Genomic DNA, 24,677 nt, shown 5'->3' with positions numbered 1-24,677 from the left:
GAAGGCGAGCAAACGCTTGGTGGAGTCGGCCCGGAGTGGGACGGTGTCCACCTGGAAAGACGACGCTAACCCTTGTCCCACCGGGCTTTACAGGGGGCCCCTGAGTTTGCGCGTGTTTAACGTGTCTACTCTGGTCGCTGGTCAACTCAGGAGATAGCGTGCTAGCGACGATCTCCGACACTTAACTTCCAGGGGGTGGTGGCATGCCAGATGACACGGTAAAGACGACCGCCCAGATGACGGCCCACCGCAGGGCCGTGGAGCAGATCAGGGAGTCTTTCACCGCCCTCCCGGAGGGCGCCTCCCCGAGGCTCTCCAAGCCGACCACCAATCTGTTCCGTTTCCGGGATTCGGGCAGGGCGGCGGCGAAGCTCTCGGCGCGCGACCTGGACCAGGTCATCCAGGTCGACCCCGAGACCAGGACCGCCGAGGTCCAGGGTATGACGACCTACGAGCGCCTGGTGGACGCCACGCTGCCGTCCGGGCTGATGCCCTACGTCGTCCCGCAGCTCAAGACGATCACCCTCGGCGGGGCGGTGACGGGCCTCGGCATCGAGTCCTCCAGCTTCCGCCACGGCCTGCCGCACGAGTCGGTCGAGGAAATGGAGATCCTCACCGGCGACGGCCGCGTCGTGGTCGCCCGGGAGGACAACGAGCACGCGGACCTCTTCCGGTCGTTCCCCAACAGCTACGGCACGCTCGGCTACGCCCTGCGCCTGCGCATCAAGCTGCTGCCCGTCAAGCCGTACGTGCGGCTCACGCACATCCCGTTCTCCGACGCCGACAAGTGCATGCTCGCCATGCAGGAGATCTGCGACAGCGGGCAGTACGACGGCGAGGCGGTCGACTTCGTCGACGGCACGTACTTCGAGCCCGGCGAGATGTACATCACGATCGGGCAGTTCGCCGACCGCGCGCCGTACGCCTCGGACTACACCGGGATGCGCATCTACTACCAGTCGATCCGCACCCGCACCCGCGACTGGCTGACCGTCCGCGACTACCTCTGGCGCTGGGACACCGACTGGTTCTGGTGCTCGCGCGCGTTCGGCGTGCAGCAGCCGCTCGTCCGCTCGCTGATGCCGCGCCGCTGGCTGCGCTCGGACGTCTACCGCAAGCTCGTCGGCCTGAACCAGAAGTACGGCGTGACCGCGCGCATCGACCGGTGGCGGGACAACCCCATGCACGAGTCGGTCATCCAGGACGTCGAGGTGCCGGTCGAGCGTGGCGCCGATTTCCTGGAATTCTTCCAGGACAAGGTGGGCATGACCCCTGTTTGGATGTGCCCGCTCAAGGCCACCCGCGAGTGGCCGATCTACCCCCTGGAGCCGGGAAGGCTCTACCTGAACATCGGATTCTGGGGAATGGTGGCCCTGCCACGCGGGCAGTTCGACGGCTACCACAACCGGCTCATCGAGAACTCGGTCCACGAGCTCGGCGGCCACAAGTCCCTGTATTCGACATCTTTCTACCCCCGTGATGAGTTCTGGCGTCTCTACAACGGCGACGCCTACTGGCCGGTCAAACGGGCCTACGACCCGGAGGGACGGCTGCTCGACCTCTATGACAAGTGCGTCCGGGGGCGTTGAGGAGGTTGGTTCGATGACACTCGCCCAGATCTTCGAGAAGATCGTCGGGCCTGAGGCGAACGTCGCGTTCGCCGCGTACGACGGCAGCAAGGCCGGGCGGTCGGACGCCATCGTGCGCATCGAGGTGAAGTCGCCCATCGCGGTGGCCTACCTCGCCCAGTCGCCCGGCGAGATGGGGCTGGCACGGGCGTACATCGCCGGGCACGTCGACGTGCAGGGGGACATGTACGCCCTGCTGTCGGGCATGGCGCGCATCACGCTGAACGACATGTCGGCGAAGGAGAAGTTCTCCGTCGCGCGCTCGCTCGGCCTGAAGCCGCTGCTGATGCGGGTCCCCCCGCCGCCGCAGGAGGTGCGCCGCAGCGCGCTCGCCAGGCTCGGCAGCCGTCACGCCAAGCAGCGCGACGCCGAGGCGATCCACCACCACTACGACGTCTCGAACACGTTCTACGAGTGGGTGCTCGGCCCGTCCATGGCCTACACCTGCGCGGTGTTCCCCGAGCAGGACTCCTCGCTCGAAGAGGCGCAGTACGCGAAGTTCGACCTGGTCGCCAAGAAGCTCGACCTCAAGCCGGGCATGCGCCTGCTGGACGTCGGCTGCGGCTGGGGCGGCATGGTGATGCACGCGGCCAAGCACTACGGCGTCAAGGGCCTCGGGGTCACGCTCTCGCGCCAGCAGGCCGAGTGGGCGCAGAAGGCCATCGCCGAGGCCGGGCTGTCGGAGCTCGCCGAGGTCCGCCACCTGGACTACCGCGACGTGCCCGAGACCGGCTTCGACGCGGTCAGCTCGATCGGGCTCACCGAGCACATCGGCAAGGACCAGCTCCCGGGCTACTTCGGCTTCCTCTACGGCAAGCTCAAGCCCGGCGGCCGGATGCTCAACCACTGCATCACGCGGCCCACCGGCACGGAGCGGACGATCAACAAGGGCGGTTTCATCAACCGCTACGTCTTCCCCGACGGCGAGCTGGAGTCGGTGGGCCACCTCATCCGCCAGATGGAGGACCTCGGGTTCGAGATCCGGCACGAGGAGAACCTGCGCGAGCACTACGCCAAGACCCTCGAGAAGTGGTGCGCGAACCTCGACGACCACTGGGACGAGGCGGTCGCCGAGGTCGGCCCCGGCACGGCCCGCGTCTGGCGGCTGTACATGGCGGGGAGCATCGTCGGCTTCGAGCGCAACAAGGTGCAGCTCCACCAGGTGCTCGGCGTCAAGCTGGGCGAGCACGGCGAGGCGGGCGTCCCGCTGCGGCCGGCTCTCACCTGGCCCTGACGATAACGGGCGGCCGGTCACCGGAAGACCGGCCGCTCACCGGTGTCCCCGCCGTCCCCCGCGCGGCACGGCGTCAGTAACGCTACGTATCGGTAACAGGCGTGGACGCGGGGCGGCGAACGGCGTAAGTACGGGAAAGGCCGCCGTACACCCCGGAGACACCAATGGACTACGACTACGTCATCGTCGGCGCGGGCGTGGCGGGCTGCGTGCTCGCCAACCGGCTCTCGGCCGACCCCGCGGTGCGGGTGGCCCTGCTGGAGGCCGGCGGGGCCGATCGGCGGATGGAGATCCGGGTGCCTGCCGCGTTCTCCAAGCTTTTCAAGACCCGCCACGACTGGAACTACACCACCGCCAAGCAGACGGAGATGTCCGGCCGCGAGCTGTACTGGCCGCAGGGCAGGACGCTCGGCGGGTCGTCGTCCATCAACGCGCAGATGTGGGTGCGCGGACACCGGGCCGACTACGACGGCTGGAACCTGCCGGGCTGGTCCTACGACGAGGTCCTGCCGTACTTCAGGCGCTCGGAGCGGCGCGTCGGCTCCAACCGCGGCGAGGTGTACGGCACCGGGGGGCCGCTGCTGGTCTCCGAGCTGCGCGACCCCAACGAGACGACTCTGGCGTTCCTGAGCGCCTGCGAGGAGGCCGGGATGGCCCGGCTGGAGGAGCTGAACGGCCCCTCCAACGAGGGTTTCTCCCAGACTCCTGTCCTCCAGGACCGCGGCCGGAGGTGGAGCGCCGCCGACGCCTACCTCAGGCCCGCCATGTCCCGCCCCAACCTGACCGTGCTGACCGCCGCCGAGGCCCGCCGGGTACTGCTGGACGGCACCGGTCGCGCGACCGGGGTCGAGTACGGCGAGGGCAGGCGCGTGACCGCCGGCCGGGAGGTGATCGTCACGGCGGGCGCGGTCGGATCGCCGAGGCTGCTGATGCGCTCGGGCATCGGCGACCCCGACGAGCTGCGGGCGGCCGGTGTGGAGCCTCGGCACGAGCTGCCCGGGGTGGGACGCAACCTGATGGACCACCTCGCCGCCGGCGTGGTCGTGGAGTGCCCGGTGCCGGTGACCCTCGCCACGGCCGAGACGCCCGGCAACCTCGCGCGCTACCTGTTCGGGCGGCGCGGGCCGCTGTCCTCCAACGTGGGCGAGGCCGTGGCCTTCCTCAGGACCTCGCCGGAGGAGCCCGCCCCCGACATCGAGCTGATCTTCGCGCCCGTGCCGTTCGTGGATCACGGGCTCACCCCGCCGTCCGGGCACGGCCTGACCATCGGCGCCATCCTGCTGCGGCCGGAGAGCCGCGGACGGGTCATCCTCGCCGAGGGCGGCGGCGTGGTCGTGGACCCGTGCTACCTCACCGCGGAGGCCGACGTCCGGCGCCTGGTCGCCGGGCTGAAGCGGGCGCGGGCGCTGCTCGAGACCGCGGCCCTGCGGCCGTACGCGGGCAGGCCGATGAGGCCGTACGGAGGGGAGACGACCGACGAGGAGCTGGCCCGGTACGCGCGCGAGGCGGCCGAGACGCTGTACCACCCGGCGGGTACCTGCAAGATGGGCATCGACGACGACGCGGTGGTCGACCCCACGCTCCGGGTGATCGGGGTACCGGGGCTGCGCGTGGCCGACGTCTCGGTCATGCCGTCGCTCAACCGGGGGCACACGCAGGCCCCGACCGTCATGATCGCCGAAAAGGCGGCCGATCTGATCCGGTCCTCTTGACGCGCGGAGACGATCGCCGAAGCATGGACCCGGAGGTGCGCAGATGACGCTTGGCGCGGTGGAGATCGACCTGTCCGACATGCCCTTCTGGGGGCTGCCGCGACGGGAGCGCGCGGACGCCTTCCGCCGCCTGCGCGAACTGGACAGGCCGGCCTTCATGTCCGAGCAGCGCATCCCGTTCATCGGCGGCGGCAAGGGCTACTACGCGCTCGTGCGGCACGCCGACGTGACCGAGGCCAGCCGCAACGCGGGCGTCTTCAGCAGCGAGCCGACGTCCAACAGCATCCCCGACATGCCGAGGTGGCTCGCGGTCTACTTCGGCTCGATGATCAACATGGACGACCCGCGGCACGCGCGCCTGCGCAGGATCGTCTCGCGCGCGTTCACCCCGAGGATCCTCCAGAAGATGGAGGAGGACGTCGCCAGGGCGGCGCGTGAGATCGTCGACCAGGCGATCTCCGAGGGCGCGGGAGACTTCGTCCCGCAGGTGGCCGCGCGGCTGCCCGTCCAGGTCATCTGCGACATGATGGGCATTCCGCCGAAATATCAGGACATGGTGTTACGGCACACCAACGTCATCCTCGGCAACGCCGACGTCGAGTACACCGGGATCCGGCCCGACATGAGCCGCCTGAACGTCGCCCGGGGAATCGCCCGCCTGCTGCGCTCCGGGCACGCGCTCAACAGCCTGGCCCGGGGCCTCGGCCGCGAGCGGCGCGCCCGCCCGACCGGCGACCTCACCAGCATGCTCGTCAACGGCGAGGAGCACCTGACCGCCCAGGAGCTCGGCTCGTTCTTCATCCTGCTCGTCGTCGCGGGCAGCGAGACCACGCGCAACGCCATCGCCCACGGCCTCAAGCTCTTCACCGACAACCCCGACCAGCGCGACCTGCTGCTCGGCGACCTGGACGCCCACCTGCCCGGCGCCGTCGAGGAGGTCATCCGCTACGCCACCCCGGTGATCCAGTTCCGGCGCACGGTGACCCGCGACCACGAGATGAACGGGCAGCACTACGTCAAGGGCGACAAGGTCCTGCTGTTCTACAACTCGGCCAACCGCGACGAGGCGATGTTCGACGACCCGGAAGTCTTCGACATCACCCGCAGCCCGAACCCCCACGTCGGGTTCGGCGGCCCCGGCCCGCACTACTGCCTCGGCGCCCACCTGGCGCGGCGTGAGGTCACGGTCATGTTCCGCGAGCTGTTCACCCGCGCGCCCGGCATCCGCGCCACGGGCGAGCCGGACTACCTTCTCTCCAACTTCATCAACGGCATCAAGCACATGAGCTACCGCCTGAGCTGACCGCCCGCGCGGGCCTCACTCAGGAGGCGGCCACCGGGCGGATCGACGAGAAGATCGTGTTGACGTCGGGCAGCAGTTCCTTCTTGCTGTCCGGCACGGACATGTAGACGATCACCGGCAGGTCGGCGCCCGTGCTCACCGCGGCCACCACCAGCGTCGTCTTGGCGCCGCCCGCGAGCACCTCGTAGGCCACCAGGCGCGCCGGACGGCCACCGGCGGACACGCGCTGCTCGGCCGTCTTCACCACCTTGTTGCCCTCGGGGAAGAACTTGTTGCGCGCCGAGAAGGCGACCGCGCTGATCACCGGGGTCAGGTCGGAGGGGTCGTCCGCCGAGTACTTGGCCGCCAGCCCCTTCGCCAGCGGACCGGTCATGACCTGCGCGAACGCCGGGGCGCCCGACTCGTCGGTCCCGGCGGCGACGTACTGGCGCGTCGCGAAGCCGTAGGTCGAGCGGACGTGCTCGGAGCGCGAGTCCAGCCGCCACGGGCCGCCGAGCCTGGCCACGGTGATGGCCGACTCCGCATCGGTGAGGGCGCCCGCTCGAGGGGACGCCTCGCCCGGGTACTTCGGAAGCCTGCCGATGGACTGCGGCTTGGTGCTCGCCTGCGTCCGCGAGGGCGACGCCTTCGCCGTGCTCCGGCCCGCGTCCCCCGAGGGGTTCGCCGCGGCGCCGGCGTCGCCGGAGGCCGAGCTGAGCGGGCCGGCGAGGAACGCCCACACCAGGGCCAGGACCAGGGCGACCACCACGGAGACGACCAGCGCGAGCAGCCACACGCGCCTGCCGCCCTCGCCGCCGTCGGAGTCCTCTTCCATGGCGTCGTAGTTCTCGCCGAAGACCGTGTTCCACAGCTCCTGCTGGCGCTCGGGCGGCGGGGTCTTCGGGCCGCTGATCTGCCCGGCGGTGACGAACGGCTTGTACGGGTCGATGGGCGCCTGCGGGGGAGCCGGGGGACGCTGGTGCTGCCCGTGCTGGTGCCCCTGAGGCTGCTGTGCTTCCGGGTGCTGCCCCTGAGGGGGCCAGGCGGGCGCGGGCTGGTGTCCGGGGGCCTGCTGCCAGAGGGTCGGGTGCGCGGGGGCCGGGTGCGCGGGACCCTCCGGGCCGTCGTTCCGCCGGCCCGGAGCCGCCTGCAGGTCCGAGACGCGCATGGTGGTCTCGGTGCCGGGCGGCACGTAGGACGCGGTCTGCGGCCGGGATCCGCCGGGCGGCTCGTACCCCTGGGGCCCCGTGGGCCGCGGCTCGTAGGTCTGGGGACCGGTCGGGCGGGACTCGTATCCCTGAGCGCCGGTGGGCCGGGGCTCGTAGGACTGAGGGCCGGTCGGGCGGGACTCGTACGCCTGGGGCCCCGTGGGCCGGGGGTCGAAGACCGAAGGGGAGGGCGGCGGCGGGGGTGGTGGCATCTCGGGCCACGCGGGAGGGTTCTCAGGCCACGCCGGGGGGTGCGTAGGCCGGCTGGTCTGCTCAGGAGCCATTGCTGGCGAACCTCCCGACATCATGCCCGGATTGGGGGTGCTGGGCATGATCTCATGTGAAGCGGGGGTCTTCGCAGGAGAATGCGAGAAAGCCTCCGGCAGCCGGAGCCCGGTCGGATCGGTCGGCGGATCCTGCATCGGCAGGCCCTCTTGGGGGATTTGCGGGCCGCGCTCCCGCTCGAACGAGTTCGCCACGGCGAAAAGGGTAAACTAAAGGGACATATGAGGTCACAACGGATCTATCATCGTTGGGTCGCTGTGTGACTGTTTCCTGCGGGGTTCCCCCTGAGCCGGCGGGGGTGCCGCACAAACGGTAGGAAGACAGATTGTCGGCTGCGCTACCCTTGAGCTATGCGTGGCGGGACCTTGCTTCTTGGCGGGCCGCGTCGGCCGAGCTGAGACCGGTCGCCGCGGCTGCCCCTCGTGGACACGGGGGGTTTTTTATTGGTCGAGCCATCCACGCCGAGTCAACCGAGGGACATGGGCCGTGAGTGACGAGCAGTACGATCCGCAGGCGCTGCAGGCGAAGTGGCAGTCGCGGTGGGAGGAACTGGACCCCTACCGGGCAGGTGAGGACGCCGCCGACGAGCGTCCCCGCAAATACCTGCTCGACATGTTCCCCTACCCCTCGGGCGACCTGCACATGGGCCACGGCGAGGTCTTCGCCCTGGCCGACGTCGTCGCCCGCTACTGGTTCCAGCGCGGCTACAACGTCCTGCACCCCATCGGCTGGGACTCCTTCGGCCTGCCCGCCGAGAACGCCGCGATCAAGCGCAACGCCCACCCCGCCGAGTGGACGTACGCCAACATCGAGACCCAGGCCACCTCGTTCCGGCGGTACGGCATCTCCTTCGACTGGTCCCGCCGCCTGCACACCAGCGACCCCGAGTACTACCGCTGGAACCAGTGGCTGTTCAACCGCTTCTACGAGCGCGGACTGGCCTACCGCAAGGGCGGCCTGGTCAACTGGTGCCCCAAGGACCAGACCGTTCTGGCCAACGAGCAGGTCGTCGCCGGGCGCTGCGAGCGCTGCGGCACCGAGGTCGTGCGCCGCGAGCTGACCCAGTGGTACTTCCGCATCACCGACTACGCCGACCGCCTGCTGGACGACATGGCCCAACTGGAGGGCGGCTGGCCGGAGCGCGTGCTGACCATGCAGCGCAACTGGATCGGCCGCTCCGAGGGCGCCGACGTCCGGTTCCGCGTCGAGGGCCGCGACGAGCCCGTCACCGTCTACACCACCCGCCCCGACACGCTGTACGGCGCGACGTTCTTCGTCGTCGCCGCCGACGCGCCGCTGGCCGAAGAGGTCTGCGCGCCCGAGCAGCTGCCGGCGCTGGAGGCCTACCGCGCCGAGGTCGCCAAGCTGAGCGACATCGAGCGCCTGGCCACCGACAAGGAGAAGACCGGCGTCTTCCTGGGGACGTACGCCGTCAACCCGGTCAACGGCGAGCGCATCCCGGTCTGGGCGGCCGACTATGTCCTGTCCGACTACGGCCACGGCGCGATCATGGCCGTCCCCGCTCACGACCAGCGCGACCTGGACTTCGCGCTGAAGTTCGAGCTGCCCGTGCAGGTCGTCGTCCATACCGGACTGGCCGACCCGGGCGAGACCGGCGTCGCGACCCCCGGCGAGGGCACGCTGGTCAACTCCGGCCCGCTGGACGGCCTGTCCAAGGTCGAGGCCATCGCCCGCATCATCGAGATCCTGCGCGAGCGCGAGACCGGCGACGCGGCCGTCAACTACCGCCTGCGCGACTGGCTGCTGTCGCGCCAGCGGTTCTGGGGCACCCCGATCCCGATCATCCACTGCCCCGACTGCGGCGAGGTCCCCGTCCCGGACGACCAGCTGCCGGTCACGCTGCCCGACCTGCGCGGCGAGGCGCTGGCCCCGAAGGGCGTCTCCCCGCTGGCCGGCGCCACCGACTGGGTCAACGTCGAGTGCCCGAAGTGCGCGGGCCCCGCCCAGCGCGACACCGACACGATGGACACCTTCGTCGACTCCTCGTGGTACTTCCTGCGGTACTGCTCGCCCGGCTTCGAGGACGGCCCGTTCGACGTCGAGCGGGTGCGGCGCTGGGGGCCGATCGACCAGTACGTCGGCGGCGTCGAGCACGCCGTGCTGCACCTGCTGTACTCGCGGTTCTTCACCAAGGTCCTGCACGACATGGGCATGGTCGACTTCACCGAGCCGTTCCTGCGCCTGCTGAACCAGGGCCAGGTGATCAACCAGGGCAAGGCGATGTCCAAGTCCCTGGGCAACGGCGTCGACCTGGGCGAGCAGATCGACACCTTCGGCGTGGACGCCGTCCGCCTGACCATGGTGTTCGCCGGCCCGCCCGAGGACGACATCGACTGGGCCGACCTGTCGGCGGCCGCCTCGCAGAAGTTCCTGGCCCGGGCCTTCCGCGTCATGGCCGAGGCGGGCGCCGCCTCCGCGCCCGGCGTGGACGCAGTCACCGGCGACCTGGAGCTGCGCAAGGTCACGCACAGGACGATCGACGAGGTCACCCGCCTGATCGAGTCCCACCGCTTCAACGTCGCCGTGGCCCGCATGATGGAGCTGACCTCCGCCGCGCGCAAGGCCATCGACTCCGGTCCCGGCGCCGCCGATCCGGCCGTGCGCGAGGCCGCCGAGGCCCTGGCGGTCATGCTGTCGCTGGTCGCGCCGTACTGCGCCGAGGGAGGCTGGGAGCGCCTCGGGCACGGCCCCACGGTGGCGCACGGCGGGTGGCCGGCGGCCGACCCGGCGCTGCTGGTGCAGGAGTCGGTCACGTGCGTCGTGCAGGTCGCGGGCAAGGTGAGGGACCGGCTGGAGGTCTCGCCGTCGATCTCGGCGGACGAGCTGGAGGCGCTGGCCCTGGGGTCGGAGAAGGTGCGGGCCTACCTGTCCGGTGACCCCCGCAAGGTCATCGTGCGGGCGCCCAAGCTGGTCAACATCGTCCCCTGAGCCGATCGGACGTCATTGGCGGAACCGTCCGGGCTATCGGACGGTCCTGGGACGGGACGGTCTGAGCCGCCACGGCTTCCTGGCGCGAAACGAGCTGAACCCGCCCGAGCGGTCACCTCTGGGTGACGCTCAGGCGGGTTCGTGACGCGGCGGCCGGGGAGCGCGCGGGTCACCCGGGAGCGGGACACGGCGGCATGCGGTGTCCCGGCTCCTCGAAGGCCCTGGTGCGGAGCGTGCCGGAAGGCAGGGTCAGAGCTTGCGGAGGACCGCCGTCACCTTGCCGAGCACGGTGGCCTCGTCGCCCGGGATCGGGTCGTAGTTCGGGTTGTGGGGCACCAGCCAGATGTGGCCGTCCTTGCGCTTGAACGTCTTGACGGTGGCCTCGCCGTCGATCATGGCGGCGACGATGTCGCCGTTGTCGGCCACCGGCTGCTGGCGCACGACCACCCAGTCGCCGTCGGCGATGGCGGCGTCGATCATCGAGTCGCCGGCGACCTGGAGCAGGAACAGCGTGCCCTCGCCCACGAGCTGCCTGGGCAGCGCGTAGACGTCCTCGACGCGCTCCTCGGCCAGGATCGGGCCACCGGCGGCGATGCGGCCCACCAGTGGCACGAACGCGGCCGTCGGGCGGCTCACCAGCGGCTCCTCCTCGCCAGGGCCGACCGGGTCGACCCACAGCGCGGGCTCGCCCGGCAGACGGACCTCCAGCGCCCGCGGCCGGTGCGGGTCGCGGCGGAGATAGCCCTTGCGCTGCAACGCGGTGAGCTGGTGGGAAACGCTCGACGTGCTGGTGAGCTGGACCGCCTCGCCGATCTCGCGCATCGACGGGGGATAGCCCCGCTGCTGCACGGAATCGCGGATCACCTCAAGGATCTTGCGTTGCCGCGGGGTGAGGCCCAGGGAGTCACGCCTGCGCACCGCAAGGTCGGTGACGACCGTGCCCGTCTCTTCCTGCTCGCTCATGTTCAACTCCTCATCGCCGGGCGCCCGTGGGACGCTCCGCCACGTCACGCCATGCCCGCCCGGCCGGCTCCCCGTCCGTATCCCCGATGTCGCACACAGCGACAATATCGCCGTTGAAGATCGTCATCAAACAACTGTTCGAGAGATTACGAACTCTCTGGCCGGCCGACGCACGACATCGTACGGGAGTTCGATCGATATCGTGTTCGACTTTCGTGATCTTATGCCTGCGAGGCCGGAAAGTCGATCAGGTGAGCGATCTCGCGCGCGAGATCCGTCCGGAGGCCCGCGTCCGGCCGCCGGCTCTGGGCTGGGGCGCGACACGCCGGGGTGCGGCCGTTCGCCCTGATCGGCGGCCGGTTTCCGGTCGGGCGGCTCGCCAACTTGCGTTCATGGGTGCGTCACTCCTACGGTTGGACCACAACATCTAGTACTTACACCGTTGTCGGTCACCCATAAGTTGTGTTTCCGTCGGCGCGCTGCGGGCATCCGCAGTGCGTGCGCGAGCCTATTCCGGTTAATCCGGAAAGGGCTCGCGAGCGTGGGGCGAATACGGAAACCTGGGGCGGACTTTCCCCGAGCTCGACCCTCGGACCTCCCCATTCGCGGGGCCGTCGACCGGTAACTAGTGGGAAACGCGAGAAAAGAGAGGCGACACGTGCATTGTCCTTTCTGTCGCCACCCGGATACCCGGGTGATCGACAGCCGGTCGACCGAGGACGGCGCGGCGATCCGGCGGCGCCGCACGTGTCCCGAATGCGGGCGCAGGTTCACCACCCAGGAGACGGTGTTGCTGATGGTGAGCAAACGCAGCGGCGTGACCGAGGCGTTCTCACGGGACAAGGTGATCGCCGGCGTCCGACGCGCCTGCCAGGGGCGCCCCGTCAGCGAGGACTCGCTGGCCCAGCTCGGCCAGCGCGTCGAAGAGAGCATCCGGGCCACGGGCTCGGCCGAGATCGCCTCCCACCAGGTCGGGCTGGCGATCCTCGGCCCGCTGCGTGAGCTGGACGAAGTGGCCTACCTGCGGTTCGCCTCCGTCTACCGGGGCTTCGAGACCCTCGCCGATTTCGAGGAAGAGATCGAGCAACTCCGCGCCTCCCGGGGCGCCGGACAAGACTGAACACTTCAGAGACGACCAACACACCAGGCGGGTCGAAGGCGCGGGGAAGGCCGGGAAATCCGCCGAGACCCGGGCGCCAGGGGATGCGACCGGCGCGCGGATGTGTTCCGAACATTAGGGCTCCACGGGGTCCCGGAAGGGGTAGATCATGACGGAGACGGTGAGTGGCTCAGTGGGGCGCGGGGGCAAGCGGGCCCCCAAGGGCCTGAAGATCAAGCGCATCCACACCACGCCCGGCGTGCACCCGTACGACCAGGTGCGCTGGGAGCGCCGCGACGTCGTCATGACCAACTGGCGGGACGGTTCGATCAACTTCGAGCAGCGGGGCGTCGAGTTCCCCGACTTCTGGTCGGTCAACGCCGCCAACATCGTCACCACCAAGTACTTCCGCGGCGCGGTCGGCACCCCGCAGCGCGAGGCGAGCCTGAGGCAGCTCGTCGACCGCGTGGTGGGCGTCTACACGCGCACCGGGCGCGAGAACGGCTACTTCGCGTCCGAGGAGGACGCCGAGATCTTCGACCACGAGCTGAAGCACGCGCTGATCCACCAGATCTTCAGCTTCAACTCCCCGGTCTGGTTCAACGTCGGCACGGCCTCGCCGCAGCAGGTCTCGGCGTGCTTCATCCTCGCGGTGGACGACCAGATGGAGTCCATCCTGGAGTGGTACAAGGAAGAGGGCGTGATCTTCAAGGGCGGCTCCGGCTCCGGGGTCAACCTGTCGCGCATCCGCTCCAGCAAGGAACTGCTGTCGAGCGGCGGCACAGCCAGCGGGCCCGTGTCGTTCATGCGCGGCGCCGACGCCTCCGCCGGCACCATCAAGTCGGGCGGGGCGACCCGCCGGGCCGCCAAGATGGTCGTCCTCGACGTCGACCACCCCGACATCGAGGAGTTCATCGAGACGAAGGCGCGCGAGGAGGACAAGGTCCGCGCGCTGCGCGACGCCGGCTTCGACATGGACCTGGGCGGCAAGGACATCGTCTCCGTCCAGTACCAGAACGCCAACAACTCGGTGCGGGTGTCGGACGAGTTCATGCACGCCGTCGAGGAGGGTGAGGGCTTCGGCCTGCGCGCCCGGCTGAGCGGCGAGGTGATCGAGCGTGTCGACGCCAAGACGCTGTTCCGCAAGATGGCCCAGGCGGCCTGGGAGTGCGCGGACCCGGGCGTGCAGTACGACGACACCATCAACGACTGGCACACCTGCCCGGAGACCGGCCGTATCACCGCCTCCAACCCCTGCTCGGAGTACGTCCACCTGGACAACTCCTCCTGCAACCTCGCGAGCATCAACCTGCTCAAGTTCCTGCGCGACGACGACAGCTTCGACGTCGACGGCTTCGTCAAGCTGACCGAGCTGATCATCACGGCGATGGACATCTCGATCACCTTCGCCGACTTCCCGACACAGAAGATCGCCGAGACCACGCGCGCGTACCGCCAGCTCGGCATCGGCTACGCCAACCTCGGCGCGCTGCTGATGGCGACCGGCCACGCCTACGACTCCGACGGCGGGCGCGCCGCGGCGGCCGCGATCACCAGCCTGATGACGGGCGTGTCCTACCGCCGCAGCGCCGAACTGGCCGCCATCGTCGGCCCGTACGACGGGTACAAGCGCAACGCCGAGCCGCACAAGCGGGTCATGCGCAAGCACGCCGCCGCCAACGACGCCCTGCGTGGCACGGACGCGCTCGACGAGCCGATCCTCGCCGAGGCGACCCGGCAGTGGCAGGAGTGCCTGCGCCTCGGGGACAAAAACGGATATAGAAACGCACAAGCCTCATTGCTCGCGCCGACTGGAACCATCGGTTTGATGATGGATTGTGACACTACGGGCATTGAGCCCGATTTGGCGCTGGTGAAGTTCAAGAAGCTGGTCGGCGGCGGGTCGATGCAGATCGTCAACCAGACGATCCCGCGCGCGCTCAAGCAGCTCGGCTACCAGTCCGAGCAGGTCGAGGCCATTGTCCACTACATCGCCGAGCACGGCCACGTCATGGACGCGCCTGGTCTCAAGCACGAGCACTACGAGGTTTTCGACTGCGCCATGGGCGAGCGGGCGATCGCCCCGATGGGCCACGTTCGCATGATGGCGGCCACCCAGCCGTTCCTGTCGGGGGCCATTTCCAAGTGCGTCACGGGTGAGACGCTTGTCGCCTCTTCTGAGGGTCTGGTCCGGATCGGCAGCCTCTACGAGGGGGAAGCCGAGGACACATTCCGTGCAGAGCGGCTGGTGATCGCCTCGCTGGACGGCTACCGGAAGACTGACGCCTTCTACTACGGTGGCGTTCGCCCGGTGCGTCGTGTCCGTCTGCGGTCAGGGCACGCGATCACGGGCACGTTCCCACACCGTCTGCTGACCGCACAGAAGGGGGGGCTTGTCTGGAAGACTCTCAGCGAGATCGCCGAGGGTGACCAGGTGGCCGTACAGTACGGCGCGATGATGTGGTCGGCTGTGCCCGCCAGTCTTCGTCACGTCAGGGTTTCCGCCGCATACGGCAACCAGAAGGCCGTCACACTCCCCGAGGAGATGACCGAAGATCTCGCCTTCCTTCTCGGTGCCTACGCCGCCGAGGGGCATATCTCCAGGAGCAACTGGACGATTGTCCTCACTAACTCCGTCGACGAAGTGCTGCGCCGGATCAAAGACGCATGGATGAGTGTCTTCGGAGTCGAGGCACGCATCACGCGTGATCCTGGCAAGTGCCCTGGAGTCGTGGTCGCCTCAAAGACGATCGTCGAATTCATGCAGGCGCTCGGCTGCGGGAGCAATGCCTCCGACAAGCGCATTCCTGACCCGGTTCTGCGCTCGCCGTGGCCGATGGTCCACGCCTTCCTTCAGGGGCTCTGGCTGGACGCCTATGTCACGACTGCTACAGCGGCCAAGTGGGGGATCTGCCTCGACAGCCCTAAACTTTTGGACGATCTTCAGGCCGTCCTCACCAACCTGGGTGTCGTGCACGGGCGGATCACGAAGCACAACAGCGTCAACGGGAAGGACTACGACGAGGTCTATGCCGCTGGTCGGCAGGGACAGCTGCTGGTCAGTCTCGTGCACTTCCTGGAGCCGGACAAGGCGGAGCGGGCTGCGGACTACCTCCGGATGGAATTCAGGCAGGGAACCGCTGACGTCATCCCTGGTATCACCGGTCGGGAACTCCACGAGATGATCCCTCTAGGCAAGCCGGGCAGGAATGGCGTGCGAAGTTGGCGCAGCGAGTTCGGCTTCCTGCTGGACCCGCGCACCAAGCAGGTCACCAGGGACACTCTCGAGCGGATCTCCACCCTGCCGGGTGTGGAACTGCCCAACTGGTTGCGGCAGGTTCTTGACGTTGACCTGCACTTCTCGCCGGTGACTCAGGTGGTGGATGCTGGGGAGGTCGAGGTTTACGACCTTTCTGTCCCGGAGACGCATGCATTCGTGGCGAATGGGATCATGAACCACAATACGGTCAACCTGCCCGAGTCGGCCACCGTCGAGGACATCGAGCAGGTCTACCTCGAAGGCTGGAAGCTCGGCCTGAAGGCGCTGGCGGTCTACCGCGACAACTGCAAGGTCGGCCAGCCGCTGTCGATCGCCAAGAAGACCGACGAGAAGACCGAGGCGAAGGCCGCCGAGCCGATCCTTCAGATCGTCGAGGTGCCCCGGCCGAAGCGCCGGCGGCTGCCGAACCAGCGTCCGAGCACGACCACCCGCTTCACGGTGGGCGGTGCCAAGGGCTACATGACGGCGTCGTCGTACCCCGACGACGGCCTCGGCGAGGTCTTCCTGAAGATGTCCAAGCAGGGGTCGACGCTGGCCGGCGTCATGGACGCCTTCTCGGTGGCCATCTCCGTGGGCCTGCAGCACGGCGTCCCGCTGGAGACCTTCGTCAGCAAGTTCGTCAACATGCGGTTCGAGCCGGCCGGCATCACCGACGACCCGGACGTCCGCATGGCCGCCTCGGTGGTGGACTACATCTTCCGCCGTCTGGCCCTCGACCACCTCCCGTATGCCGAGCGTGCGGCGCTCGGGGTCTTCTCGGCGGCCGAGCGCGCGGCGCAGCAGCGCGGCGAGGATCCGGGCGCCCCGCAGGAGGTCATCGACACGGCGGCCCTCGCCCAGTCGGCCCCGATCGAGGAGAAGCTCGAAGCGCGGCCCGCCGTCCCGCCCGCGCCTGAGACGCACGCCCCGTCGTCGCGCCAGAATGGCACCGCCCACGCCCTGGAGAGCCACCAGGGCCACACGGCGGACGCCCCCCTGTGCCTGACCTGCGGCATCAAGATGCGCCCCGCGGGCAGCTGCTACGTCTGCGAGGGCTGCGGCAGCACCAGCGGCTGCAGCTGACGCCGCACAGACCCGTTCCCGGGTGGGGCATCGGCGAGCGCCGGTGCCCCACCCGCACGTCGCAGGGACGGCAGGGGCCGGTGTGACCGTATGCGGCCTATGCGAGGGTGCAGCACGGTTCATCCACCGTCGGCGGCTGACGACCCGCTGACGCGCCCTCCAAGGGCGGACGCCCCGGCCCGCACCGGGGACGTCCGCCCTTCGCCGTTCCACGGGCCTCGGCCGGCCGGGGATCCACGAGCCCGCCAGGGGGCTCCCCGACGTCGCCGGCTCGGAATGACGGACCCGGCCGCCACTAGACTGAGGCGGTCGCCGGGCGGGGAGGTGGGTGGGTGGGCCGCTGGGCCGAGGTCGCGGACCGTGTGTGGGTGCGCCGCCACGACGCGCTGGACCTGTCGCTCGGCCTGGTGGCGGGCGAGCGCGCGTGTCTGGTGGTCGACACCGGCGCCGACGAGGCGCAGGGCGCCGGGTTCGCGGCGGCCGTGCGCGAGCTGACCGGCCTTCCGTGGTCCGTCGTGCTGACGCACGCGCACTTCGACCACGCCTTCGGCACGGCCGCGTTCGGCGACTGCCCGGTGTGGGCGCACCCCGGCTGCCGGGCCGACCTGGTCGAGCACGGCGAGGCCCAGCGGTCGCAGTGGGCGCGGTACTACCGAGAGCGGGGCATGAAGGACGCCGCCGCGCGCATCGAGGCGGCGCGGCTCGTCCTGCCGGATCGGGCCGTCGAGGACGCCGCCGAGATCGACCTCGGCGGCCGCGTCGTCCGGCTCGCGCACCCGGGGCCTGGGCACACGGGCCACGACCTGATCGCGCACGTTCCCGACAGCGGCGTGGTGTTCGCCGGGGACCTGGTGGAGCAGGGTGCCCCTCCGTCCTTCGACGACTCCTTCCCCGGGCAGTGGCCCGCCGCCGTGGACCGCATCCTCGCCACGGGCGCGCGCACGGTCGTCCCGGGGCATGGCGAGCCGGTGGACGCGGCGTTCGTCGCACGCCAGCGCGACGAGCTCGCCGAGGTCGCGGCCCTGTGCCTGGCCGTGACCAAGGGCGAGATCCCGGCGGAGGAAGCGCTCGCCCGCTCGCCGTACCCGGCGGAGTTCACCTCCGACGCGCTCGGCCGGGCGGCGGCGCTCGCCTGACCCTGACCCCGTCCGCTCGCCGGTGGGGGCCGGTCAGGCGCGGCCCGGCCTCCGGTTGAGGAAGCCGAAGGCCGCGGCGAGCCCGGCGACGCTGGCCGCCATCGCGAAGCACCAGGCGTACCTCCGGCCGGGGCTCGGGCGTCGCCTAGACGGTCACGCGGCGGGCGTCGAGCCGCCGGTGCGCGGGAAGCGGATCACGTTGCGGCCGGTGTACGCCTGAAGGTCGACGACCTTGGGATCGGGGGACGGCTTCCGGCGGTGCGCGGAGCGGATGTCGCGCACCTTGTGCCGTGGTATGTACGCGGGTACCGCCGCCAGCCTTCTCATCGGACCCCCCGCCGTGATGCGTTCGTTACCGAGTTGTCTACAGATGTGATCGTAAGGCCATTGTAAAGATCGTGGACGCCGTCAGTATGGCAGAGGGGCGACCCGAGGGAGAGCGCAGGTCGAGGAGCGCATGGGCGTTCGTGTGGCGGCTCGTGCGCGGCCGGGTGATCCTGCTGCTCGTCATCGTCGTCTCCTTCCGTGACCGGTCCTTGAGCAGACTATTCATCGGAGAGCTTGACGTCTTCCTATTAACGGCTCACGGTGGCGCGTCCGATCATCGTGATTTCCCTCCCCGCGCCCCGAGCCGTACCATTACTCTTGGTGTTCTGTTGACTACAGGGTGACCGCAGAATGACCTGGGCGTCGTTCTGGCATCGATGAGTCGTCTGGCCGGGTGTCTAGGGAGCCTCATGACCAGAATGATCGACATCGACCCGGCGGAGTCGCCGCGCGCTCGTTTCGCCTACGAACTGCGCCGGCATCGGCTCGCGGCCAGGCTGACGCAGAAACAGCTCGCCAGGAAGATCGGCTTCTCCACCAGCGCCGTCGCGATGGTCGAGACCTCCAAGTTCCGCCCCTCCGAGCGCTTCGCCGAGCTGTGCGACGAGGTCTTCGGCCTGGACGGAGTGGTCACGCGCCTGTACGCCGAGGTCTGGCCGCCCCCGCCCCCCGTCCCCGCCCACTTCCGCGACTGGGCCGTCGAAGAACAGCGCGCCACGGCGCTGCGGTTCTGGGCGCCGATGCTCGTCCCCGGCATGGTGCAGACCGAGGCGTACGCGCGGCGGGTGCTGGCGCGCCTGCCCGGGGTCCTGGAGGACGAGGTCGAGCAGCGCCTGGCCGCCCGCATGCGCCGTCAGGTCGTCCTGTCGCGCGACGACGCGCCGGTGGTCACGGCGTTGATCGACGAGGGGGTGCTCCACCGGCCCGTCGGCGGCCCCGCCGTCATGCGCGGGCAGCTCGAACATCTGCTGGCGATGACGCGCCACCCGAGGGTCACCATCCAGATCGTCCCCTACGGCGCCGAGGCGCTGTCGGGGCTGAACGGCGCCTACGCCATCGCCGAGATGCGCGGCAACCCCTACGTCGTGCGGGTCGAGTCGCAGCCTTCCGGGCGCACCGTGTCCGACAGAAGCCTGATCGCCGACCTGGTCAACGGCTTCGACGCCCTCCGCGCCGACGCCTACCCCCAGCACCTGTCCATCTCGATGATCGAAGAAGTGGTGAGGCAGAAGTGGACCTGAGCGGCGCGCGGTGGCGCAAGTCCAGCCGGTCGGGCAGCGACGGCGGCGAGTGCGTCGAGGTGGCCGTCGGCCTGCCCGGCACGGTCGCCGTGCGCGACTCCAAGAACCCGCACCGCCCGGCGCTGGTCGTCAGCCGCGACGCGTGGGGGGCCTTCGTCCGGGTCCTGAAGGCCGGCGGCCCGCGCGTCCTGCGCCGTCCTCAGGACCACCGCATGTAGTGGAACAGGAACGTGCCCCGGTTCTCCCCGGGCTCCTCGCGCGGGATCTCGGCGAGCACGCGCAGCACCTTGCCCTTCATGTCCATGACGACGACCTTGTGGGGGTCCGCGCTCTTGTCGGTGAGCAGGACGTGGGCGTCGTTGTACCAGCCGATGAACGCGCTCTGGGCGGGCACGCGGAATCGCGCGAGGGCGCGTCCGGTCGCGGTGTCCCAGACGCACACCGACGCGAAGGCACCGGGGCACCCGGTGGCGAACCGCTTGCCGGCCGGCGCGAACGGGCTCTCCGAGGCGGCGGCCTCGCCTACGCCGTCGGCGGTGCGCAGCGTCCTGCCCTTCAGGTCGAAGAACCGTAGCCCCGCGCGCGGCCCCGCGCCGAAGGGCAGGGCGACCGCCGGCTCCCCGGGACTCCAGGCGAAGGGCGCTGCGGCGGGGGCGCCGCTCGTGTCGGCCCTCACCAGAGTGGCCTTCGCCGCGGCGGCGTCCACGATCGCGAAGCCGACCGGGGTCCGCGACCCCGACGAGAGGTCGAAGGTGGTGAGCAGCAGCCGCGTGCCGTCGGGGGACCACACCGGGTTGAAGTTCTGCAGTGGTTTGTCGGTCAGGCGCACGATGTACTCGCGGCCGCTCGGCACGTGGACCAGCCGGACGAAGTCGTAGGGCTGCGGCGTCGACTCCTTCAGCCAGGGCAGGAGCGCGAGCCATGTGCCGTCCGGGGAGGGCAGGGGTTCCTGCCAGGGCGCGACCGCCTCGAAGCGGTTGGTGCCGCGGACGCGCGCGTAGTGGTTCGACCCACCTTTGCTGTCGTACATGAACGAGACCATCCGCGCCGTGTCGCCGGGGTTCTCGTGCAGCGTTGTGCCGAGCCCGGGGAGCCGCAGCTCGGTGGTCGCCGGAGGCGGGGCGGACGTGACCTCGGGCAGGGGCCGGGGCGGTCCGGTCGCCTCGGGCCGCGCGGGGGCGCCGTCGCGGGTGAGGGCGTGGACGAGCGCGCCGGAGGCCAGGGCCACCGCGACGCCCGCCGCGAGGATCGCCGCCCGCCTGCGCCCCCGGCTCCGAGCGCCGGCGCCCGGCGGGGGCCTGGACGCGCCGGGCGAGAGGGCCGGGGCGTCGCCGGAGTCCGGGACGTGGGGCGGGGCCGGCGAGCCCGAGGCCGCGGCCGAGCCGGCGGACAGCAGGAACCCTACCGGGCGGTCCCGGGCGCCGAGCAGCCGCATCAGCGCCTCTCCGGCCGTGGGACGGCGCGCGGCGTCCTTGGACAGGCACTCGGCGACCAGGTCGCGCAGGTCGCCCCGCAGCAGGCCGAGGTCGGGGTCACGGTGCAGGATCCGGTTGACGATCGCCGGCAGCGAGTCCATCCCGAAGGGCGGCCTGCCGGTCGCCGCGAACACCATCGTCGACCCCCAGGCGAACAGGTCGGCGGGTGGTTCGACCTGGGCTCCCTCCAGCTGCTCGGGGGCCATGTACGGCGGCGTGCCCACCACGCCGGACCCGGTGGCGGCCGCGTCGAGCGCCCGCGCGATCCCGAAGTCGATGACGCGCGGGCCGTCCCTGCCGAGCAGCACGTTGCTCGGCTTGAAGTCCCGGTGCACGACTCCGGCGCGGTGGATCGCGGTGAGCGCCGTCAGCGTGCCCACCGCGAGGCGGCGCAGCCGCGCGCCTTCCAGCGGACCCTCGCCCTCCACGACCTGCTGCAGTGTCGGTCCGTCGATGTACTCGCTGACGATGTACGGGCGGTCCTCCAGCAGGCCGCTCTCGATGACCTGCGCCGTGCAGAACGGCGCCACGCGCCGCAGGATCTCACTCTCGCGCGCGAAACCCGGCCCCGGGTCGTCGTCCGCTCCCGTCAGGGCGCTGCCGAGCAGCTTGATCGCCACCTGGTCGCCCGAGGGCGCCGTCGCCAGGAACACCGATCCCTGGCCGCCCTCGCCGATGCGCCCGGCGAGCTCGTATCCGCCGATGCGCGGCGGGTCGCCGGTGCGCAGGGAGTCGATCCGCGTCACGGGGCCGTCGTGTCCGTCTTGAGCAGGACGAGCGTCTCGGTGTCCTTCTTCGGCAACTCGGCGAGCGTGCGCCGGACCTCGCCGTGGAAGTCGATCACCTCGTACGTGCGCCGGTCCTTGCGGTCGCTGTAGACGATCAGGTGGTGCTCGTCCCACCAGCCCATCACCGCGCTGTCGTCGCCTTTGACGGACGGGACGGTGGCCGTGCGGTTGCCGGTGGTGAGGTTCCACACGCAGTAGGCGCTCACCTTGGCCGTGTCCTGCGGGCAGTAGGTGTAGAAGGACGCCCCGGAGGGGGAGAAGGCGCCCGGGCCGGGTGCGAGCCCCACCCACGGCATCGTGCGCACGACGTTGCCTCGCAGGTCGCGCAGGCGCAGGCCGAACCTGGGCTTGCCGTCCTTGGAGTAGGCGTTCGCGACGTACCGGCCGTCGATGGTCCACAGGAAGTTGCCGTACCCGTCGCGCTCGTCGGTCTTGACGACCGTCGCCTTGCGCGTGTTGACGTCGACGACGACGTATCCGCTCGGGTACTGCTCCTTCTTCGTGAGGTCGAACTCGTAGACGGTGAGCAGCAGGCGCGTGCTGTCCTCGCTCCAGACGCCGGAGAGCCCGCGCAGGGGCTGGTCGAGGGTGTCGACCGAGAACCTCTCGCCGGTCTTGCGGTTGACGAAGGTGACGTAGTCGTGGGTGGACCCGGTGTACTTCATCCACGGGTTGATCGCGACCCACGTGCCGTCGGGGGAGAGGCTGGGATCGCCGAACTGGGCGTCCTTGCCGATCACGCGGAAGGTGTCGGTGCCCCGGTCGCGGACGAGGGTCTCCAGCCTCGGCGTGCCGGACTCGGGGTCGTAGATCATGAAAGCGCCGACGCGGAGCGGGTCGGCGAGGTTCTCGTGCAGCACGAGATTGGTGCCGGGGACCTTCACCTCCTTGGTGGCGGGCGGCGGAGGCGTGGGCGTGGCCTCGATGAGGGAGGCGGAGAACGAGGGGACGGGGGTCGGGGCCGGGCCGGCGGCCGGTGCGGGGGAGTCGCGCCCGGTCACGGCGTACACCGTGCCGCCGGACAGGAGCGCGATGGCGAGCGCGGCCGCGACCATGGGCAGGGGGCGGAGGCGGGCGCCCGGGGGAGGCGGGAGGGCGACACGCGAGGCGGGATCGGGCGGCGGCGCGGAGCGCAGGTCCGCGGGGACGGGCGGCGGCGCGGGCGGAACAGCGGGTTGAGCGGCGGGGACGGGCGCCGCGCGAGGGTCCAGCGTCGCGAGAATCCGCGAGTGGCCGACCAGTCGCAGCAGCGCGTCCGCGGCGGTGGGGCGGCGCGCAGGGTCCTTGGACAGGCACTCGGCGACCAGGGGGAGGAGGTCGTCGTCGAGTACGGCGAGATCCGGCTCGCCACGCAGGACGAGGTTGATCGTCGCGGACATGGACCCCGCGTCGAACGGAGCCCGGCCGGAGGCGGTGAAGAGCATCGTGGCGCCCCAGGCGAACATGTCGGTGGGCGGGCCGATCGGCGCGCCGTCCAGGTGCTCGGGGGTGAGATGGGCCGTGCCGCCGATCGAGCGGGTGGTGCCGTCGAAGTCCACGCTCAGCGCCTCGGCAAGCCCGGCGTCGATCACGCGCGGCCCGTCCGGGCCCAGCAGCACGTTGCCCGGGTCGAACTCGCGGTGCGCGATGCCGGCCTGGTGGAGGGCGACCAGCGCGGTCATGGTGCTGATGGCGAGCCTGTGCAGCGCGGCGCCCCGCAGTGGCCCGCCGTCCTCGACGGCCTTGTGGAGGCTGGGACCGTCGATGTACTCGCTGACGACGTACGGCAGGTCTTCGGCCAGGCCGCTCTCGATCACCTGGGCCGTGTAGAACGCGGACATCCGCCGCTGATCCTCGATCTTGTCGAGGAAGGCCGCGGGATCGGTGAGCCCGCTGTGGAGCAGGGTGACCGCGACATGTTCGTCCTGTGGTCCACGTGCCAGGTAGACGACGCCGTGCCGCCCTGTCCGCAGACGCCCGACGAGGTGATATTGACCTAAGTCAGATGGATCGTCCGATTGCAGGGGCAGAGCCTCCGGCATGCCGGGATCTCCTTCAAAATCGGGTCCCTAGATCACCAATTATGCGTACGGAGTTCACCGCCGGGGAGTCCTTTGCGGGTGTTCGCGGGTAACTCGCTAGAGACGAGTAAGAGGTGAGGATCATGGCAAAGTGCGAAGTATGCGGCAACGACTATGACATGAGCTTCGAGGTCCACGTCAAGGGCGGTGTCCACACCTACGACTGCTTCGAGTGCGCCATCCAGGGCATGGCTCCGACCTGTGAGAACTGCGGCGTCCGCGTCGTCGGTCACGGTGTGGAGGCCAACGGCCACTGGTACTGCTGCGCCCACTGCGCGCGGAAGCGGGGTGTCTCGGAGCTGGTGGACCGGGTCGGCGCGGCGACCGGTTGACCGCGCCCCCACCGCGCGCCCACCTCACGCGGACCGCACGCCGGGCCCGCGCGGGCACTGTGCCGGCCCTGGGGTGGCCCTGGGCGGGGCTGTGCCCGTTCCGTGATGGTCTGCGCCCCGCCGTCCAGGTTCCAGTCCGGCGAAATTATGGTCATCCCGCTTGCCTTATGGGTGGTGTTGCGGACATTGTTAGGGATGCCGGTCCGGCGGGTGAGGTCAGGTCACCCGCCGGGCCGGTTTCGCGCGGTGCCCGTAGCCCTGTCCACCGCCTCTCTGGCCCGCCCGGCCCGCTCCCCCTGATCCGCTCGGCGGATGGCGGCGTGAGGAAGAATCAGGGCGTGCGGTTCGGCATCCTCGGCTCCACCCAGGCGGGGCTTCCCGATGGCCGCCCGGTCGCCGTGGGCGGCCCCGGAGTACGGGTGCTCCTGGCCCGGCTGCTCGCCGAGGCCGGCCAGGTGGTCGGCACACGGCACCTGATCGACGCAAGGTGGCGAAGCACCATAACGCGGTGTGAGCGTCTCTGACGCGTCACCGCGGTTCCGGCTTTCTCGCGCTCGGTACGGTGCTTCTCGAAAGGCGCCGCGGCGGTGGGGTGTGGTGTGGCGAAATCGGCGCC

General features: G+C 70.2%; 17 protein-coding genes. 12 read left to right on the top strand and 5 right to left on the bottom strand.

Annotated features, from left to right (window positions below; translation table 11 throughout):
• Positions 1-203: 203 nt before the first annotated feature.
• From AB0M95_RS08240 to AB0M95_RS08225, 4 genes are all read left to right on the top strand, one after another.
• On the top strand, positions 204-1,589 hold the full coding sequence (locus AB0M95_RS08240; protein WP_363761124.1) for an FAD-binding oxidoreductase: 1,386 nt from the start codon (positions 204-206) through the stop codon (positions 1,587-1,589).
• A gap of 13 nt (positions 1,590-1,602) precedes the next feature.
• A complete protein-coding gene (locus AB0M95_RS08235) occupies positions 1,603-2,862 on the top strand; it encodes a cyclopropane-fatty-acyl-phospholipid synthase family protein (RefSeq protein WP_363761122.1) in 1,260 nt (419 codons plus the stop codon).
• A gap of 164 nt (positions 2,863-3,026) precedes the next feature.
• Positions 3,027-4,574, top strand: coding sequence for a GMC family oxidoreductase N-terminal domain-containing protein (locus AB0M95_RS08230; protein WP_363761120.1), 1,548 nt, complete (start codon positions 3,027-3,029; stop codon positions 4,572-4,574).
• Between the two features lie 43 nt (positions 4,575-4,617).
• Entirely contained in the window at positions 4,618-5,877 is a 1,260-nt protein-coding gene (locus AB0M95_RS08225; protein WP_363761118.1) for a cytochrome P450, read from the top strand.
• A 19-nt stretch (positions 5,878-5,896) separates the two neighbouring features.
• Here AB0M95_RS08225 and AB0M95_RS08220 read toward each other — a convergent pair whose 3' ends face one another.
• Positions 5,897-7,276: a hypothetical protein gene (locus AB0M95_RS08220; protein ID WP_363761116.1), complete on the bottom strand. Its 1,380-nt coding sequence runs from the start codon at positions 7,274-7,276 to the stop codon at positions 5,897-5,899.
• 559 nt (positions 7,277-7,835) lie between these two features.
• On the opposite strand from AB0M95_RS08220, the gene leuS reads away from it, so the two are divergent.
• Positions 7,836-10,298, top strand: a complete 2,463-nt coding sequence (gene leuS / locus AB0M95_RS08215; protein ID WP_363761114.1) for a leucine--tRNA ligase — start codon at positions 7,836-7,838, stop codon at positions 10,296-10,298.
• Between the two features lie 249 nt (positions 10,299-10,547).
• Here leuS and lexA read toward each other — a convergent pair whose 3' ends face one another.
• Positions 10,548-11,261, bottom strand: a complete 714-nt coding sequence (gene lexA / locus AB0M95_RS08210; protein WP_363761112.1) for a transcriptional repressor LexA — start codon at positions 11,259-11,261, stop codon at positions 10,548-10,550.
• A 658-nt stretch (positions 11,262-11,919) separates the two neighbouring features.
• Between lexA and nrdR the strand changes: the two genes are divergently transcribed.
• The 3 genes from nrdR to AB0M95_RS08195 all read left to right on the top strand — a co-directional run bounded on the left by nrdR (position 11,920) and on the right by AB0M95_RS08195 (position 17,838).
• A complete protein-coding gene (nrdR, locus tag AB0M95_RS08205; RefSeq protein ID WP_358511148.1) occupies positions 11,920-12,381 on the top strand; it encodes a transcriptional regulator NrdR in 462 nt (153 codons plus the stop codon).
• 148 nt (positions 12,382-12,529) lie between these two features.
• Positions 12,530-16,702: a vitamin B12-dependent ribonucleotide reductase gene (locus tag AB0M95_RS08200; RefSeq protein WP_363761110.1), complete on the top strand. Its 4,173-nt coding sequence runs from the start codon at positions 12,530-12,532 to the stop codon at positions 16,700-16,702.
• 332 nt (positions 16,703-17,034) lie between these two features.
• Positions 17,035-17,838 carry an MBL fold metallo-hydrolase gene (locus AB0M95_RS08195; protein ID WP_363761108.1) on the top strand — a complete coding sequence of 268 codons (804 nt, stop codon included), beginning with the start codon at positions 17,035-17,037 and terminating at the stop codon, positions 17,836-17,838.
• Positions 17,839-17,991: 153 nt separating this feature from the next.
• Here the strand turns inward: AB0M95_RS08195 and AB0M95_RS08190 are convergent, their stop codons facing one another.
• Positions 17,992-18,165, bottom strand: a complete 174-nt coding sequence (locus AB0M95_RS08190; RefSeq protein ID WP_363761106.1) for a hypothetical protein — start codon at positions 18,163-18,165, stop codon at positions 17,992-17,994.
• Positions 18,166-18,575: 410 nt separating this feature from the next.
• Here AB0M95_RS08190 and AB0M95_RS08185 point away from each other — a divergent pair, with 410 nt between their 5' ends.
• Together AB0M95_RS08185 and AB0M95_RS08180 are read left to right on the top strand one after the other, a co-directional pair.
• Positions 18,576-19,406, top strand: a complete 831-nt coding sequence (locus AB0M95_RS08185; RefSeq protein WP_363761104.1) for a helix-turn-helix transcriptional regulator — start codon at positions 18,576-18,578, stop codon at positions 19,404-19,406.
• On the top strand, positions 19,397-19,624 hold the full coding sequence (locus AB0M95_RS08180; RefSeq protein ID WP_358511133.1) for a DUF397 domain-containing protein: 228 nt from the start codon (positions 19,397-19,399) through the stop codon (positions 19,622-19,624). Before AB0M95_RS08185 ends, AB0M95_RS08180 begins: the two co-directional genes overlap by 10 nt.
• On the opposite strand, the gene AB0M95_RS08175 is transcribed toward AB0M95_RS08180, so the two are convergent.
• Complete coding sequence (locus AB0M95_RS08175; protein ID WP_363761102.1) at positions 19,606-21,627, bottom strand: serine/threonine-protein kinase; 2,022 nt, start codon at positions 21,625-21,627, stop codon at positions 19,606-19,608. The genes AB0M95_RS08180 and AB0M95_RS08175 overlap by 19 nt on opposite strands.
• The gene (locus tag AB0M95_RS08170; protein ID WP_363761100.1) at positions 21,624-23,690 is read right to left on the bottom strand and encodes a serine/threonine-protein kinase; all 2,067 of its coding nucleotides are present in this window, start codon (positions 23,688-23,690) and stop codon (positions 21,624-21,626) included. Before AB0M95_RS08170 ends, AB0M95_RS08175 begins: the two co-directional genes overlap by 4 nt.
• Positions 23,691-23,812: 122 nt before the next feature.
• Between AB0M95_RS08170 and AB0M95_RS08165 the strand changes: the two genes are divergently transcribed.
• A complete protein-coding gene (locus AB0M95_RS08165) occupies positions 23,813-24,061 on the top strand; it encodes a hypothetical protein (RefSeq protein WP_358511124.1) in 249 nt (82 codons plus the stop codon).
• Positions 24,062-24,381: 320 nt separating this feature from the next.
• The gene (locus AB0M95_RS08160; protein WP_363761098.1) at positions 24,382-24,585 is read left to right on the top strand and encodes a hypothetical protein; all 204 of its coding nucleotides are present in this window, start codon (positions 24,382-24,384) and stop codon (positions 24,583-24,585) included.
• The last annotated feature ends 92 nt before the right edge of the window (positions 24,586-24,677 follow it).

Origin of the sequence: Sphaerisporangium sp. NPDC051017, from assembly GCF_040683095.1 — a bacterium.
GTDB lineage: Bacteria > Actinomycetota > Actinomycetes > Streptosporangiales > Streptosporangiaceae > Sphaerisporangium.
Note: the sequence above shows the minus strand (reverse complement) of the source record. Positions and strands in the feature narration are given on the sequence as shown.